The organism is Amycolatopsis coloradensis, from assembly GCF_037997115.1.
GTDB classification, from domain to species: domain Bacteria; phylum Actinomycetota; class Actinomycetes; order Mycobacteriales; family Pseudonocardiaceae; genus Amycolatopsis; species Amycolatopsis coloradensis_A.
The window spans coordinates 4,776,875-4,792,044 of the sequence record NZ_CP150484.1 but is presented as its reverse complement, the minus strand read 5'-3'; the positions used below and the strand labels follow the sequence as shown (position 1 = coordinate 4,792,044).

13 protein-coding genes are annotated in these 15,170 nt (G+C 68.8%); 6 read left to right on the top strand and 7 right to left on the bottom strand.

Annotated elements, in window-relative coordinates:
• Nucleotides 1-187: 187 nt before the first annotated feature.
• The 4 genes from LCL61_RS22435 to araD all read right to left on the bottom strand — a co-directional run bounded on the left by LCL61_RS22435 (nucleotide 188) and on the right by araD (nucleotide 6,583).
• A complete protein-coding gene (locus LCL61_RS22435) occupies nucleotides 188-1,402 on the bottom strand; it encodes a GGDEF domain-containing protein (RefSeq protein ID WP_340681510.1) in 1,215 nt (404 codons plus the stop codon).
• A gap of 139 nt (nucleotides 1,403-1,541) precedes the next feature.
• The gene (locus LCL61_RS22430; protein ID WP_340681509.1) at nucleotides 1,542-2,753 is read right to left on the bottom strand and encodes an MFS transporter; all 1,212 of its coding nucleotides are present in this window, start codon (nucleotides 2,751-2,753) and stop codon (nucleotides 1,542-1,544) included.
• Nucleotides 2,754-2,913: 160 nt separating this feature from the next.
• A complete protein-coding gene (locus LCL61_RS22425; RefSeq protein WP_340681508.1) occupies nucleotides 2,914-4,764 on the bottom strand; it encodes a VanW family protein in 1,851 nt (616 codons plus the stop codon).
• Between the two features lie 100 nt (nucleotides 4,765-4,864).
• Nucleotides 4,865-6,583 (bottom strand): L-arabinonate dehydratase, encoded by a 1,719-nt coding sequence (gene araD / locus LCL61_RS22420; RefSeq protein ID WP_340681507.1) that lies wholly within the window; start codon nucleotides 6,581-6,583, stop codon nucleotides 4,865-4,867.
• A gap of 35 nt (nucleotides 6,584-6,618) precedes the next feature.
• Here araD and LCL61_RS22415 point away from each other — a divergent pair, with 35 nt between their 5' ends.
• The 4 genes from LCL61_RS22415 to LCL61_RS22400 all read left to right on the top strand — a co-directional run bounded on the left by LCL61_RS22415 (nucleotide 6,619) and on the right by LCL61_RS22400 (nucleotide 9,518).
• On the top strand, nucleotides 6,619-7,278 hold the full coding sequence (locus LCL61_RS22415; RefSeq protein ID WP_340681506.1) for a GntR family transcriptional regulator: 660 nt from the start codon (nucleotides 6,619-6,621) through the stop codon (nucleotides 7,276-7,278).
• A complete protein-coding gene (locus LCL61_RS22410) occupies nucleotides 7,278-7,781 on the top strand; it encodes a metallophosphoesterase (RefSeq protein ID WP_340688649.1) in 504 nt (167 codons plus the stop codon). The genes LCL61_RS22415 and LCL61_RS22410 overlap by 1 nt, the downstream gene beginning before the upstream one ends.
• Nucleotides 7,782-7,799: 18 nt before the next feature.
• Nucleotides 7,800-8,792 (top strand): PHP domain-containing protein, encoded by a 993-nt coding sequence (locus LCL61_RS22405; protein ID WP_340681505.1) that lies wholly within the window; start codon nucleotides 7,800-7,802, stop codon nucleotides 8,790-8,792.
• Between the two features lie 297 nt (nucleotides 8,793-9,089).
• On the top strand, nucleotides 9,090-9,518 hold the full coding sequence (locus tag LCL61_RS22400; protein WP_340681504.1) for a pyridoxamine 5'-phosphate oxidase family protein: 429 nt from the start codon (nucleotides 9,090-9,092) through the stop codon (nucleotides 9,516-9,518).
• Nucleotides 9,519-9,563: 45 nt separating this feature from the next.
• Here LCL61_RS22400 and gcl read toward each other — a convergent pair whose 3' ends face one another.
• From gcl to LCL61_RS22385, 3 genes are read right to left on the bottom strand one after another with little or no spacing between them, the layout of a single operon-like run.
• The gene (gcl, locus tag LCL61_RS22395) at nucleotides 9,564-11,240 is read right to left on the bottom strand and encodes a glyoxylate carboligase (protein ID WP_425342061.1); all 1,677 of its coding nucleotides are present in this window, start codon (nucleotides 11,238-11,240) and stop codon (nucleotides 9,564-9,566) included.
• A gap of 21 nt (nucleotides 11,241-11,261) precedes the next feature.
• A complete protein-coding gene (locus LCL61_RS22390) occupies nucleotides 11,262-12,149 on the bottom strand; it encodes an NAD(P)-dependent oxidoreductase (protein ID WP_340681502.1) in 888 nt (295 codons plus the stop codon).
• Nucleotides 12,146-12,973, bottom strand: a complete 828-nt coding sequence (locus LCL61_RS22385) for a hydroxypyruvate isomerase family protein (protein WP_340681501.1) — start codon at nucleotides 12,971-12,973, stop codon at nucleotides 12,146-12,148. Before LCL61_RS22385 ends, LCL61_RS22390 begins: the two co-directional genes overlap by 4 nt.
• A 135-nt stretch (nucleotides 12,974-13,108) precedes the next feature.
• Between LCL61_RS22385 and LCL61_RS22380 the strand changes: the two genes are divergently transcribed.
• A complete protein-coding gene (locus LCL61_RS22380) occupies nucleotides 13,109-14,263 on the top strand; it encodes an epoxide hydrolase family protein (RefSeq protein ID WP_340681500.1) in 1,155 nt (384 codons plus the stop codon).
• 45 nt (nucleotides 14,264-14,308) lie between these two features.
• On the top strand, nucleotides 14,309-15,124 hold the full coding sequence (locus tag LCL61_RS22375; protein WP_340681499.1) for a MerR family transcriptional regulator: 816 nt from the start codon (nucleotides 14,309-14,311) through the stop codon (nucleotides 15,122-15,124).
• Nucleotides 15,125-15,170: the final 46 nt, after the last annotated feature.

Sequence of the window (15,170 nt, the reverse complement as noted above, 5' to 3'; positions counted from 1 at the left end):
GGCAAGGAGGGTTAGAACGCTCCTTGCCACTCACGACCCCATCGAGAAGACGTGCAAAATGCCCAAATCAGGCACTTCGGCTCGGTAAGTGTCCCTTGTGGATAGTCGAATGGGGTTGGATCTCCTTGGCGAGTCCCGCTCCTGCCGCCAACTCCGCCACGCGTCCAGAGGGCGAAACGCGAGCGGGTCAGCCGGTCACCTGGTAGCCCGACGTCCGGTTCCGCCCGGTGTTCTTCGCCTCATAGAGTGCCCGGTCCGCGACGGCGAGCACCGCGTCGAGGTCGGTCACGCCCGGCCGGTCGGCGAGGCCGATCGACACGGTGACGTGCTCGGGCAGGTCACCGGCACGCGAAGCCACGCTCGACCGGATCCGTTCCGCGATCGCGTGGGCGTGGACGGCGGGGGTGCCGGGCAGCAGGACGACGAACTCCTCACCGCCGAACCGCCCGACCAGATCCGTGCCGCGCACCTCGGTGCGCAGCGTTTCCGCGATCGCCGCCAGATACCGGTCGCCGACCAGATGCCCGTGCCGGTCGTTGATCAGTTTGAACCGGTCGACGTCGACCATCAGCAGGCTGGTGTGCCGCCCCGCGCGCCGCGCGCGGTCGAGTTCGTCGGCCGCCGCTTCGCGCCACGCCTTGGCGTTGAGCAGTCCGGTCTTGGCGTCGCTGCGCGCCTGCCGTTTCAGTTGCCGCAGCAGGACGCCGCGGTGCAGCACCAGCGTGATCCCGACGACCAGCAGCAGCACCACCGGCCAGTCCCGCAAAGCCCACGCGACGATGACGCCGAGCGCGATCGTCGCCGCTTCGAGCGCGTATTCGAACGGCTTCGCCAGCGCGTCGCGCAGCCGCTCGTGCGGTGTGCCGTAGTACACCGCGATGGTCATGAGCACGGTGTTGACCAGCAGGAAGACCCCGCCCGCCGCGACGATCGACCCGAACGCGGAGACGTCGCGGGGGAGCATGTCGAACGGGGCCGCGTACCGGGAGAGGAAGGCGGCGGCCGCGAACCCCGAGAGCACGGTCGCCGAGGTGGAGAACATCCGCCGGAACAACGGGTTCGGCTGCCCGCGGAACCAGCGGTAGAAGAACGACACGGCGATGACCAGCGCGGCGAGCGCCGGGTGCACCAGCAGCACGGCCGCGAACGTCCACACGCTGTCGAGCGAGATGTGCGGCGTGCCCGCGAACCGTTCCCGCACCCGCTCGACCGGACGCGACAACTCCGTGTACGCCACGGCACTGACGATCAGGATCGCGAAGGGGAGTGCGTCGCCCCGAGTGAACGGGATCCGGAGAAAAGACCAGGCGGATCCGGCGATCGCCGCGACGTCCACCAGGAGGACGAAGCCGATCAAGCCGCGGTTGGGTAGCCGCCACAGCGCCCAATTCGTTAGCGCCACGGAGACGAACGTAACCGGTTGGATACTAGGTGTCACTACGCTGTATGGGTAGGCGTGGGTGCACCACGCGTGACCGGATCGGGGAAGTGGAGGGGGTGAGCTCCATGCGCGGGCAGAACTGGTGAATACCCGGTTCCGGTCAAAGGGGGTGAAGCGGGGCCACGTGGCGCCAAGCCCGGGTGGCCGGAACAGCCACTACGAGACCGGCGAGTGCGATGACCGAGACCGTCGTCGCGGGTGAACCGAGCACGCCGACGAGCAGGCCGCCGGCGATCAGCCCGATTCCCTGCACGGCGATGAGTCCCGACCCGGCGAGGCCGAACGCCTGGCCTCGTTCGGTGTCGGGGACCAGCCGCATGAACGTGGTGCTCGCGGTGACCTGGTAGGCCGCGCACATCCCGGACAGTATGAGCAGTCCGGCGGCGTAGGGGAGCGAAGGCCGGAACCAGAACGCCGCGAGCGGCACGATCGCGCCGAGCGCCAGCCCGCCGACCATGCGCAACCGGACTTCGGGCCGCACCAGACGGCCCAAGGCGAACACCCCGAGCACGATCCCCGCGGGATGCGCCGCGAGCAGCAGTCCCGCCGTCGCCGCGCCGCCGCCGATCTCCGCGGCGTAGGGCACGGCGAGCCCTTCCGGCACGATCACGAACCCTGCCAGCCACGCCAGCCCGACCAGCGCGCGCAGCCGTCGATCGTGCCAGATCGTCCTGGCACCGGCCGAAAGCCGCCGCAGGGTCGACGTCGCCGGTCCGCTCGCTCCCGAAGCCGCCCGGGCGCGGACGCCCAGCCGCAGGACGATCGCCGAGACACCGAACGTCACCGCGTCCAGTGCCAGCCCGCGGCCCGGCCCGATCGCGGCGATCACCGCGCCGCCCAAGGCGAATCCGGCGAGCTGGCCGACCTGGTTGGTGATCTTCATGAGGGACTGGCCGAGGACGTAGGAATCCCCGCTGAGCACCGACGGCAGGACCGCGGCCTGCGCGGCGGTGAACGGCGCGTTGGCCAGTTGCACCACCACGAGCACGGCGGCGAGCACGGGCAACGGGATGCCGGGGACGGCGAGCACCGCGACCAGGAGCGCGCGGACGACGTCGGAGCAGACCATCACCGCGCGGCGCGGGAACCGGTCGGCCAGACCGCCGAGCAGCGGCCCGCCGATCAGATCGGGCAGATAGGTGAGCGCGTAGGTCAGCGCGGGCCAGGTCGCCGAACCGGTCCGCTCGAACACCAGCACCGACAGGGCGACCCTGGCCACCTGGTCACCGAGGATCGACTGGAGTTCCGCGAACCAGATCGCCCGCAGTTCGCCGACCGCGAGGATCTGCCGGAAGGTCGCCTTGGACTCCACGAGGTGACCACCCCCGCCAGGTCGGGTGAGTCACCGAGCGTACCGCCCCGGACGCGCGTGGTGAACCGTCAAGAGGCTGAAGGGCGCTTTCCCCGCATGTGATGCAGGGAAAGCGCCCTTCGCCTCGTGAGATGGGGGGAAAGTCCCCTTCAGCCCCGGGTTACTCCGTGCCGCAGGTGATCTTCGGCTGCGGGTTGTAGTGCACGTTCCTGGTGTGACGACGGATCTCGCGGCCGGTCGAGGCATCCTTGATGACCCGGGTGTCCGACGTGGTGAAGCCGGGCGCGCCGTTGCTGGGCTTGCAGTTCTCGGCGGGGCCGGGCTTCGTCGGCGGCTCGGACGAGTTGGTGCGGCCGCCGGGGATCGACTCGACGGTGTACTTCTTGGTGCCCCACAGCCGGATCGTGATGTCCGACGGCGTCCAGATGGTCTGGATCGCGACACCGGTGTCCGTGTCGTTGGTGAACTTCAGGTCGATCACGCTGCCGCCGTTGTGGTTCTGGAACACGGTCGCCTCGCGCGCGGCGGGGTAGCGGCTGATGTAGTAGCTGTGTTCTTTGTGCTCGGTGTCCTTCATGCCGGCGAAGTACGAGGCGTTGTACAGCGTGGTCGCGAACTGCGAGATCCCGCCGCCGACCTCGCGGCCGGGCGCGCCGTCCTTGATGACACCGGCCTCGACGTAGCCCTGCGCCGTGCCGCGCGGCCCGGTGAACCCGTTGAGGCTGAACGTCTCGCCCGGCTTCACGATGGCGCCGTTGACCTTCTGCGCCACGACCCGGATGTTCGTCCCCGAGTCCGGCGCGAACCCGCCGGTCTTGAACTCGCTGACGACCTCCTTGATGCCGAGCTGGTTCGCCTGCTCGGTGGTCACCTTGGCCGGGGTCTTCTTGTAGGTCACGGGCAGCTCGCGGGGTGCGGCGCGCTTGAGCACGTCGAGCACCGGCTTGAGGCTCGGCTCCCAGTCGACGACGTTGGCGTCCTCGGAGGGCTGCACGGTCGGCTTGCCGCCTTCGAAGACGATCTGCGCGTCCTTGCCCTCCTTCTCGGTGGACTTCAGCTGCGGGCCCGCGGCCTCGATGATCTTGTTGTTGTCCACCTTCGGGTTCAGCACGCCGCCGTCGACGGGCTCGAAGGTCAGCGCGGCCGCGATCTGCTCGGGTTTGACGATCGCGTCCTTGCCCTCGCCCTTGACGACCATCGGCGACGCCACGGCGGGCTTCGCGATCTGCTCGAGAGCGGCGTGGACGGCCTCCGGTGAGACCTTGACCGGGGTCTGGGTGACGGCGAGCGTCAGCGCCTCGCCACTGGCCCAGCGCTCCAGGATGGTCTTCTTGGCGGCTTCGAGGTCGAGCTTCTGCCCGGTCTTCGGCTCGACGGCGACCGGCTTGGCCTCCTCGAAGCGCACGGTGCCCTCGACGGGGTCGCGGTCGACCTTGTCGCGCAGGTTCTCCAGCGCGCCGGTGAGCTTGGCGTCGTCGGTCTGCGTGACGACACCGACCTCGGTGGTCGAGAAGAACGACGCGATCCGGGTGAACGGGTTCAGCGGCTGGTCACCGGCCTGGTCGAGGGTGGCGGGCCAGTCGAGGCGCAGCCCCGCGTTGTTCGGCGCCAGCGACTCCTCGGCGTCGCCCGCGACGACCTTCACCGGCCGGGTCAGCCGCGGCTCGATGCCGCCGCGGAGCTCCTTCTCGGCCGCCGCGCGGTCCATCCCACCGACGTCGACCCCGGCGACGGTGACGCCTCGGGGGACGCTGCCCTGGGAGACCAGCACGTCGAGGGCGTACGCGACGACCAGCAGGCCGAACACGCCGCCGCCGATGAAGGCGGCCTTGCGGTAGCTGCGGCGGCGCTTCGGTGGCGCGGGCTCCTCCGGCGTGGCAGACTCCGCGAACCCGGGCGTGACGACCGGGAGAATGTCCGTCTGCTCAGCGTGGGACTCGGGCCAGCGCGGTTCCTGCGGCAACTCTCCACCCTCCACGGTCCGGCGTAGCCGGGCGTCGTGATCGAACATCCGGGCTTCCACATGTTCCGGACGTAGGTTCAAGATACGGGGCGCGTTTTGTGGCCGTGCAACTCGCCCGGTTGGGTGAGCGGGTCACTCCGTCGGGTGGTCACCGGGCGTCAGGTTCGGGATTTTCACCCACTCTGGCGAGAAAGTCGAAGTCACAGCCCTCGTCGGCCTGCGTGATGTGTTCGGCGTACAACGCGCCGTAACCCCGTTCGTACCGTGGAGCGGGCGGGTTCCACCGTGCCCGGCGACGTTGCAATTCCGCATCATCGACGTCGAGGCTCAACTGTCGCGAAGGAACGTCCAAAGTGATCCGATCGCCGTCGCGGACCAGCGCGAGCGGTCCGCCGACGTGGGATTCCGGCGCGACGTGCAGCACGCACGCCCCGTAACTGGTGCCGCTCATCCTGGCGTCGGAGACGCGGACCATGTCCCGGACGCCCTTGGCCAGCAGGTGATCCGGCAGCGGCAGCATCCCGTATTCAGGCATCCCCGGACCGCCGAGCGGGCCGGATCCGCGCAGGACGAGGACCGAATCCTCGGTGATGCCGAGCGAGGGGTCGTTGACACGGTTCTTCAAGTCCTCGTAGTCGTCGAAGACCACCGCGGGTCCGGTGTGGACGAGCAGCCGGGGATCGGCGGCGATGTGCTTGATCACCGCGCCCGACGGCGCCAGATTGCCGCGAAGCACCGCGACCCCTCCCTCGGCGGCGACCGGGTTGTCACGCGTACGGATGACGTCGTCGTCGTGCACCTGCGCCGAAGCCAGGTTTTCGCCGAGAGTCCGGCCTGTGACGGTGACCCGATCGGTGCACAGCAGGTCGGTCAGCCGGGAGAGCAGGCCAGGAAGCCCGCCGGCGTAGTAGAAGTCCTCCATCAGCCAGTCACCGCCGGGGCGGATGTTCGCCAGCACGGGGACCCGGCGCGCGATCGCGTCGAAATCGTCGACGGACAAGGGGATCCGCGCGCGCCCGGCCATCGCGATCAGATGGATGACGGCGTTGGTCGAGCCGCCGAGCGCCAGCACGGTGGTGATCGCGTCGGCGTACGCGCGCTCGTCGAGGATCTTCGTGACGGTGAGGTCCTCCCACACCATCTCGACGACACGCGCTCCGCTCGCCGCGGCCATCCGGTGGTGCGCCGAGTCGACGGCGGGGATCGACGCGGCGCCGGGCAAGGTCAGGCCGAGCACCTCCGCGACCGACATCATGGTGGACGCGGTCCCCATCGTCATACAGGTTCCGGGAGAACGGGCCAGCCCACGCTCCAATTCGGACAGTTCCTCGTGGCCGATCAGCCCGGCCCGCTTGTCGTCCCAGTACTTCCACATGTCGGTGCCGCTGCCGAGCACTTCGTTCCGCCAATGCCCGCGCAACATCGGGCCGGCGGGGACGAAGATCGCGGGCAGTCCCGCGCTCGTCGCGCCCATCAGCAACGCCGGTGTCGTCTTGTCGCAGCCGCCCATGAGGACCGCTCCGTCGACGGGGTAGGACCGCAGGATCTCTTCGGTCTCCAGCGAAAGCAGGTTCCGGTAGAGCATGGGTGTCGGCTTCTGGAAGGTCTCCGACAGGGTCGCGACCGGGAACTCCAGCGGGAAGCCGCCCGCCTGCCACACCCCGCGTTTGACCTGTTCCGCCCGCTCTCGCAGATGCATGTGGCAGGGGTTGATGTCGCTCCAGGTGTTGAGGATCGCGATGACGGGTTTCCCGAGGTGCTCCTCCGGGTTGTAGCCGAGTTGCCTGCTCCGGGCCCGGTGGCTGAAACCGCGTAGTTCGTCGCCGCCGAACCAGCGGTGGCTTCGGAGTGCCTCAGGGTTCCTCATGACCGTGAGTATGACATCTCATATATGATCGCCCCATGCCTTCGACCTTCAGCCTGCCCGCTTCACGGACCGAAGTGGTGCTCGAAGAGATCCGCCGCGGCATCCTCACCAGGGAGCTGAAGCCCGGCCAGCCACTGGTCGAAGCCGAACTCGCGGCCCGGCTCGGGGTGTCGAAGACACCGGTCCGTGAGGCGCTCAAGGTGCTGTCGAACACGGGACTGGTGACCTTCAGCCCGTACAAGGGCGCTTCGGTGTGCGTGGTCGACGCGGAGCTGGCGAAGTCCGTCTACGACGTTCGCATGGTGCTGGAGCCCGAGGCCGTGCGCCGGTCGGTCGAACGCCGCTCGCCGGAACTGTTCGAAGACGCCGCGGAGGCGTTGAAGGAGGCGTCGGCGGCGATCTCGGCCAAGGATCAGGCGGCGCTCAGCCTGCTCAACCGCCGGTTCCACCGCGCGCTCTACAGCGGCTGCGGCAATCCGCTGATGGTCTCGATGCTGGACGACCTCAAGGACCGCGCGGCGCTGATCAGCGTGGTCGGCTGGGCGGCGAATCCCAGCTGGCGCGGGGAATGGGCCGAGCACAAGGCGGTGCTGGCGGCGGCGAAGAAAGGTGACGCCGACGGCGCGGCGGGGCTGCTGCGCGCCCACATCGGCGACTTCCTGGACCGGATCCTCGAGACCATCGGCGACGAATGATGCGCTTGTTGCTCATCGCCGACACGCATCTGCCTCAGCGCGCGAAGGTGCTGCCGGCTCAAGTCTGGCGCGAGGTCGAGGCGGCGGACGTCGTCATCCACGCCGGTGACTGGGTCGAGGTCGCCCTGCTCGACGAACTCGAGGACCGGAGCAAGCGGCTCATCGGGGTCTACGGCAACAACGACGGCGCGGACCTGCGGGCGCGGCTCCCCGAGATCGCGCGGGCGGACCTCGACGGCGTCCGCCTGGCGGTCATCCACGAAACCGGCGGTAAGCAGGGGCGTGAGCGCCGCTGTGACGAACAGTTCCCGGACACCGACGTCCTCGTGTTCGGGCACAGCCACATCCCCTGGGACACGGTCACACCGAAGGGGTTGCGCCTGCTGAACCCCGGCTCGCCGACCGACCGGCGGCGTCAGCCGTTCTGCACCTATCAGACCGCCGAGATCCGCGACGGCGAGCTGCACGACGTGGCTCTTCATGAGCTGCCGCCTCGCCGCTGACCGGGTAGACAGGTAGCCATGGAACCGGCGCAGGCGTTGAGGGAGATCGCGTTCCGGCTGGAGCGCGCGGGCGAGCCGACCTACCGGGTGCGGGCGTTCCGGCAAGCGGCTTCGGTGATCGCCAAGGTCAAGCCCGACGACCTGCGCAAACGCGCCGAGGCGGGCACGCTGACCGCGTTGCCGAATATCGGCAAGGCGACCGCGGCCGTCGTCGAAGACGTCCTCGCCGGACGCCGTCCCGCGTATTTCGAGAAGCTCGGCGAGCCGAAGCTGCCCGACGGCGGCCCGATGCGGGCGGCGTTGCGCGGCGACTGCCACACCCATTCGGACTGGTCCGACGGCGGAAGCCCGATCGAGGAGATGGCGGAGGCCGCCCGCGCGCTCGGCCACGAATGGATGGTGCTGACGGATCACTCACCGCGGCTCACCGTCGCCAACGGACTTTCGCCGGAACGGCTGCGGCGGCAGATGGACGTCGTCGCGGAACTGAACGAGACGATGGCGCCGTTCCGGATCCTGCACGGTATCGAGGTCGACATCCTCCTCGACGGCACGCTGGACCAGGAGGAAGGACTGCTGGAACAGCTGGACTTCGTCGTCGCGAGCGTGCACTCGAAACTGCGGATGCCCGCGAAGGAGATGACGCCGAGGATGATCGCCGCGGTGCGGCATCCGCGGGTTCGCGTGCTCGGTCACTGCACTGGGCGGTTGGTGATGGGAGGCCGTGGAAAGCGGCCGGAGTCGGAGTTCGACGCGGAGGCGGTGTTCACCGCGTGCCGTGACAACGGGGTCGCCGTCGAGATCAACTCGCGTCCCGAGCGCCGTGACCCGCCGACGCGCTTGCTGAACCTGGCCGTGGACCTGGGTTGCGACTTCGCGATCGACAGCGACGCGCACGCGCCGGGGCAGCTGGACTGGCTGGTCTACGGTTGCGCGCGGGCCACCGAGCTGGGGATCGAGCCGGACCGGGTGATCAACACGCGGACCGCGGAGGACCTGCTGGCGTCGTGAAGGCCTCCTTGCCTACCTTGAGGGTAGGGAAGGAGGCCTTCACCACCTCTGGGACCGCCACGCTCGCTTAGTAGGTTCTGCCGGTGCGCGGGTGGCGGTTTCGCGTGATCGGACGGACGACTCGCGGCGGAAACCGGCCGCGGGTCGTGTCGTCCATCCAGTCACGCGTGTCGTCCACCGGATCACGCGTGTCGTCCGTCCAATCACGTAACATCGCCGACTCAGCGCCCGGAATGGCCTGAACCCGTTCCGCGTTACCGCTTCTCGTAGCCACCAACCGAGAGAAGCGAGACACGGATGTCGTCATTCGTCATGACCGCCGAAGAACGGGAAGCCTTCCTGAGCGAGGTCCACATCGGGGTCTTGGCCGTGGAACGGGAAGGCCGGGCGCCGCTGGCCGTGCCGGTCTGGTACGACTACGAGCCAGGCGGAGAGCTCCTGATCTGGATGGACGGCGGCTCGGTCAAGGACAAGGCGATCAAGAAGGCGGGCAGGCTCAGCCTGGTCGCGCAGTCGGAGACGCTGCCGTACAAGTACGTGACGGCCGAGGGTCCGGTCATCGCGAACGACGCGCCGCCGACCAGGGAGCAGGCGCTGAAGATCGCGCACCGCTACCTGCCTGAGGACGAGGGCACGAAGTACGTCGACGGCGCGCTCGGCGACAACTCCGTGCTGGTCCGCGTCCGGCCGGAGAAGTGGCTGAGCAACGACCAGGGCAAGGCCTGACCGGACGACGGTGTCCCGGCGGGCGAGCCGCCGGGACACCGTCGTTCAGCCCGCGATCGGCTCGAACTCGACGACGCTGTCGAGTGCCTTGCCCATCGCGGCGTTCCCTTCGCGTTCGATCATGATCTCCACCAGCACCGGCCGCGACGTCCGCTCGGCCTCCTTGCGTGCCCACTCCAGTGAAGCCCGGATCTCGCCCGGCTCGGTGACGCGGGTGCCGGAGCAGCCGTAGGCCTCCATGACCTTCACGTTGTCCGTGCCGATCTTGTCGTAGTGGATGTCGACCTCGAAGTTCATCTCGTAGCCGGTCTCGGCCTGCCGGATGAGCCCGAGGTACTCGTTGTTCAGCATGATCAGCACGAACCCGACGTCGTACTGCGCGGCGACCGCCAGCTCCTCCACCAGGAATTGGAACGAGTAGTCCCCGACGACGCCGACGACCTCGGCCTCCGGTTTCGCCTTCTTGACCCCGATCGCCGCCGGGATCTCCCAGCCGAGCGGCCCCGCCTGGCCGCACACCTGGTAGTGCCGCGGCTTGTGCGCGCGCTGGAACTGCCCGGACCAGATCTGGTAGAGCCCGATCGCGGTGACGAAGTAGGCGTCCTCACCGTAGAACTCGTTGATCTCCTTGAACACCCGGGGCGCCTTGATCGGTGTGTCCTCGAAGTCCTCGCGCCGGGGCAGGCTCTCCTTGAGCTCGCCGATCCGCTGTGGCCACGCGCGATCCCGCACCGGCGAACGCTTCGACGCCGCCTCGATCAGCGCGTCCAGGAAGGCGCCCGTGTCCGACACGATGCCGAGGTCCGGCCCGAACACCTTGCCCAGTTGCGTCGGCTCGATGTCGACGTGGATGAACTTCCGGTTCCCGCGGTAGACGTCGAGGTCACCGGTGTGCCGATCGCCGAACCGCGCGCCCAGCGCCAGCACCAGATCCGCTTCGAGGAAGGCCGCGTTCGCCCAGCGCTGCGAGGTCTGGATACCCGCCATGCCGGCGAACAGTTCGTGGTCCTCGGGGAAGGTCCCCTTGCCCATCAACGTCACGCCGACCGGGACGCCGAGCAGCTCGGCCGCGGTCCGCAGCCGGTCGCTCGCGTCGCCGAGCACCACGCCGCCACCGGCGAGGATCAGTGGCCGTTCGGCGGCCAGCAGCAGATCCAGCGCGCGCTGGACCCTGGCCGGTGACGGCGTCGCCCTGGTGACCGGCAGCGGCGAGTCGATACTGGAGTCCCACTCGATCTCCTGCCGCTGGACGTCGATCGGCAGGTCGATCAGCACCGGTCCCGGACGGCCGGACCGCGCGATCCGGAACGCCTCCCGGAACACCCACGGCAGCTGGGCCGCCTCCTTGACCTGCACGGCCCATTTCGTCACCGGTTTGGCGATCTCGACGATGTCGACGGCCTGGAACGCCTCGGTGTGCAGCTTCCGCGAGTCGGCCTGCCCGGTGATGCACAGGATCGGGATCGAGTCGGCCTGCGCGGTGTAGAGGCCGGTGATCATGTTCGTCCCGGCGGGCCCGGAGGTGCCGATCGCGACGCCGACGTTGCCGGTGGTCCTCGCCCAGCCGTCGGCCATATGGGTCGCGCCCTCTTCGTGGCGCACGATCAGGTGCTCGATACCGCTGTCCTGCATCGCGTGGTACAGCGGGAGGATCGCGGCGCCGGGGCAGCCGAACGCGGTGTCGACGCCCTCACTGACCAGGACGTCGACGACGGCCTGCATGGCGGGGATTCTGGGCATGCGTCACTCCTTGTTTTCCGCGCCGGACAGCGTTTCGACGACCTTCAGCAGCGCGGAGTGATCGAGCGAGCCGTGGCCCATCGCCCGTCCGGCGGCGACGAGCTGGGCGACCAGCCCGGTGAGCGGCAGCGCGACCTCGGCCTGCCTGGCGGCGGCGAGCGCGATGCCCATGTCCTTGTGGTGCAGGTCGATCCGGAAGCCCGGCGCGAATTCCCGCGCCACCATGGACTTCCGCTTGAGTTCGAGGATCCGGCTGCCCGCGAGGCCGCCCGCGAGGACGTCCAGCCCGACACCGGCGTCCACGCCGGAGGCTTCCAGCAGCACGATGGCCTCGGCGATCAGCCCGTAGGTGCCGCCGACCACCAGCTGGTTCGCGGCCTTGACGACCTGGCCGGCGCCGTGCGGCCCGACGTGGACGATCGTCTTGCCGACAGACTCCAGGATCGGGAGCGCCGCGGTGAAGTCCTCGCCATCGCCACCGACCATAATGGACAGTGATGCCCGCTCGGCTCCGGCCTGGCCACCGGAAACGGGCGCGTCCAGCACCCGGATCTCCCGTGCCGCCGCCCGCTCTGCCACCTCGACGGAGGTCTCCGGCCGGATGGTGCTCATGTCGATCAGCAGGGTGCCCGCTTTCGCCGACTCCAGCACCCCGCCCGCCGCGAGCACGACGGCCTCGACCTGAGGATGGTTCGGCAGCATGGTGATGACGACCTCCGCGCCCGCCACCGCGTCCGTCACCCCGTTCGCGGCCCTGCCGCCCGCGGCTTCCAGCCTCGCGAGCGCGTCGGCGTTCGTGTCGAATCCGCTCACCTCGTGGCCGGCGGCGACAAGGTGTCCCGCCATCGGCCCGCCCATGATGCCCAGGCCGATGAATCCCAGCTTGGTCATGCCAGTCCCCTTCGTTCGAAAGGCAGCCACGACAGCGAATCCGCGCTCGGCCCGTCGGGCTTGTACTCCACGCCGACCTGCCCGCGGTATCCCGCCGTCTGCAGCTTTTCCAGGTATCCCTCGATGTCCAGCGTTCCGGTACCCGGCTGGTGACGCCCTGGGGAATCGGCGATCTGCACATGGCCGATCCGTCCGGTGTGGACGGTCGTGACCGTGTCGAGGTCGTCACCGTTGACCGCCAGGTGGTACAGGTCGGCCAGCAGCTTCACGTTGTCCCGCCCGAGTTCGTCGAGCACCTTCAGTACGTCGTCCGCGGTTTTGAGCGGGTACTTCTCCGCCCCAGACAACGGCTCCAGGACGATCTCCGCGCCGATGCGCGCGGCCGCGTCCGACGCGTGCGCCAGATTCGACAGGCCGAGCTTGTCCTGCCCGGCCGGATCCGCGCCGTCGATCCGGTTGCCGTACAACGCGTTGAACCGCCGGCAGCCGAGCCGCTCGCCCAGGTCGATCGCCGAGGCGATACCGCGGGCGAACTCGTCCTCACGGCCGGGCCAGGTGACCAGGCCGCGGTCGCCGCCCGCCATGTCACCGGGGAAGAAGTTCAGCCCGGTCACCGCGACGCCCGCCCGCCCGACCGACGCCACGAAAGCGTCGACCTCGGCGGCGTCCGGCACCGGCGTCTCGAATGGCCACCAGTACTCGACCGCGGTGAAACCCGCCGCGCGCGCCGCCTCCGCACGGTCGAGCAGCGGCAGCTCGGTGAAGACCAGCGACAGGTTCAGCACGTACGGCAGCGCATGACGCGAACCGGCAAGATCAGCCATTAAAACCTCTGCAATTTCGCTCTGCGGAAACTTTCTTTCGTATATCGAGAATAGCCCGCCGGCCTGCCCTCGGTCAACGGGCGGTATACCGGCAAACCGGGGAATTGTCGGACCCCTTCGTTAGCGTCAGCCGGCATGGACAGCACGCTCTTCCAAGCCCGGATCCCGGAGGCTGACCTCGAAGACCTCCGGGATCGGCTCCGCCGTGCCCGCTGGCCCGAAGACGAGACCGTCGCCGACTGGTCGCAGGGCGTTCCCGCCGCCTACCTGCGTGAACTGTGCGCCTATTGGGCGGACACCTACGACTGGCGAGCAGCCGAGTCGCGACTCAACGCGTTCCCCCAGTTCCGGACCGAGATCGATGGGCTCGGCATCCACTACCTGCACGTCCGCTCCCCGCATCCCGGCGCGCTGCCGCTGGTCCTCACCCATGGCTGGCCCGGCTCGATCTTCGAGTTCCTCGACGTACTCGGCCCCCTCACCGATCCGGTCGCCCACGGCGGTGACGCGGCGGACGCCTTTCACGTCGTGGTCCCGTCCCTGCCCGGGTACGGCTTCAGCGACAAACCCGCACGTGCCGGCTGGTCGATCCAGCGCATCGCCGACGCGTGGATCCGCCTCATGGAGGGCCTGGGATACGAGCGTTACGGCGCCCAAGGCGGCGATTGGGGCACCAGCATCACCACACTCATGGGCCGGACGGCGCCCGACCGGCTGGCCGGGATCCATCTCAACCCACCGCTGGCGGCACCGGACCCGGCGACGTTCGACGACCTGACCGAATCCGAACGGAAGTCGCTCGCCGACCTCGAAAGCGCCAAGGCCGACGGTTCGGGTTACGCGATCCAGCAGGCGACGAGGCCGCAGACGATCGGCTACGCGCTGGCCGACTCGCCGGTCGCGCTGTGCGCGTGGATCGTCGAGAAATTCCAGGCGTGGACGGATTGCGACGGTCACCCGGAGAACGCGCTGAGCCGCGACGCGATGCTCGACGACATCACGCTCTACTGGCTGACCGGCACCGGCGCCTCGTCCGCCCGGCTGTACTGGGAGAGTTTCGCCGAGGTGTCGAGCTGGTTCGCCGAATCCACTGTGGACACGATCACCGTGCCGACCGGCTGTTCGATCTTCCCGCGCGAGACCCCGCGTCCCTCCCGCCGCTGGGCGGAACGCCGGTTCACCGCCATCCGGTACTGGAACGAGCTCGACCGGGGCGGCCACTTCGCGGCCTTCGAACAGCCCGGCGTGTTCACCGAGGAGGTGCGGTCGTTCTTCCGGCTCGTGCGCTGACCGCTTGACTGTGACACCGTGTCAGGCTGTGCGCTGGGAGGCGTCATGTTCAGTATCGGAGATTTCGCCAAGCACGGCCGGGTGTCGGTCCGGATGTTGCGTCACTACGACGCCATCGGGCTGCTGCGTCCCGCCCACGTCGATCCGTTCAGCGGCTACCGGTCCTACACCGGCGAGCAGCTGGCCCGGCTCAACCGGGTGATCGCGCTCAAGGATCTCGGCTTCACCCTCACCCAGGTGCAGGAGATCCTCGACGCGGAGATCGGCGCGGACGAACTGCGCGGCATGCTGAGACTGCGGCGTGCCGAACTCGAAGCGGCCATCGAGGCCGACGAGGCGCGGCTCAAGGCCGTCGAAGCGAGGCTCCGGTCCATCGAAAGCGAGGGAACCATGCCTTCCGAAGACGTCGTCGTCAAAAGCCTGCCCGCGGTGCGCGTCGCCGAACTGACCGGGACGGCGAGCGGTTACGTGAACGACGAGATCGGGCCCATCGTGCAAGGGCTCTACAAGGAGTTGTTCGGCGCGCTCGGCCCGATCACGCCGTCCGGCCCGCTCATCGCCTACTACGAAGACGACACCGACGGCGAACGAGTGCTGATCCACGCCGCGGTCCCGATCTCGGCCCAAACCGATGGTACGGAAGGATTCTCGACGGTCCGCCTCGCCGAAGTCCCGACTGCGGCGACGATCCTGCACCGAGGTTCGATGGCGACCGCGCTCTCCAGCTATCAGGCACTGGCGAAGTGGGTCGACGCCCACGGGTACCGCACAAGCGGCCCGGCGCGGGAGTTCTACCTCGAGTGCCCAGAGGACGGGGACAAGTGGGTCACCGAGCTGCAGCAGCCGATCACCAAGGCCTGACGCTCACGTGGGTCGTGAGTGGCGATTCGGGTTCTAACCCGAATCG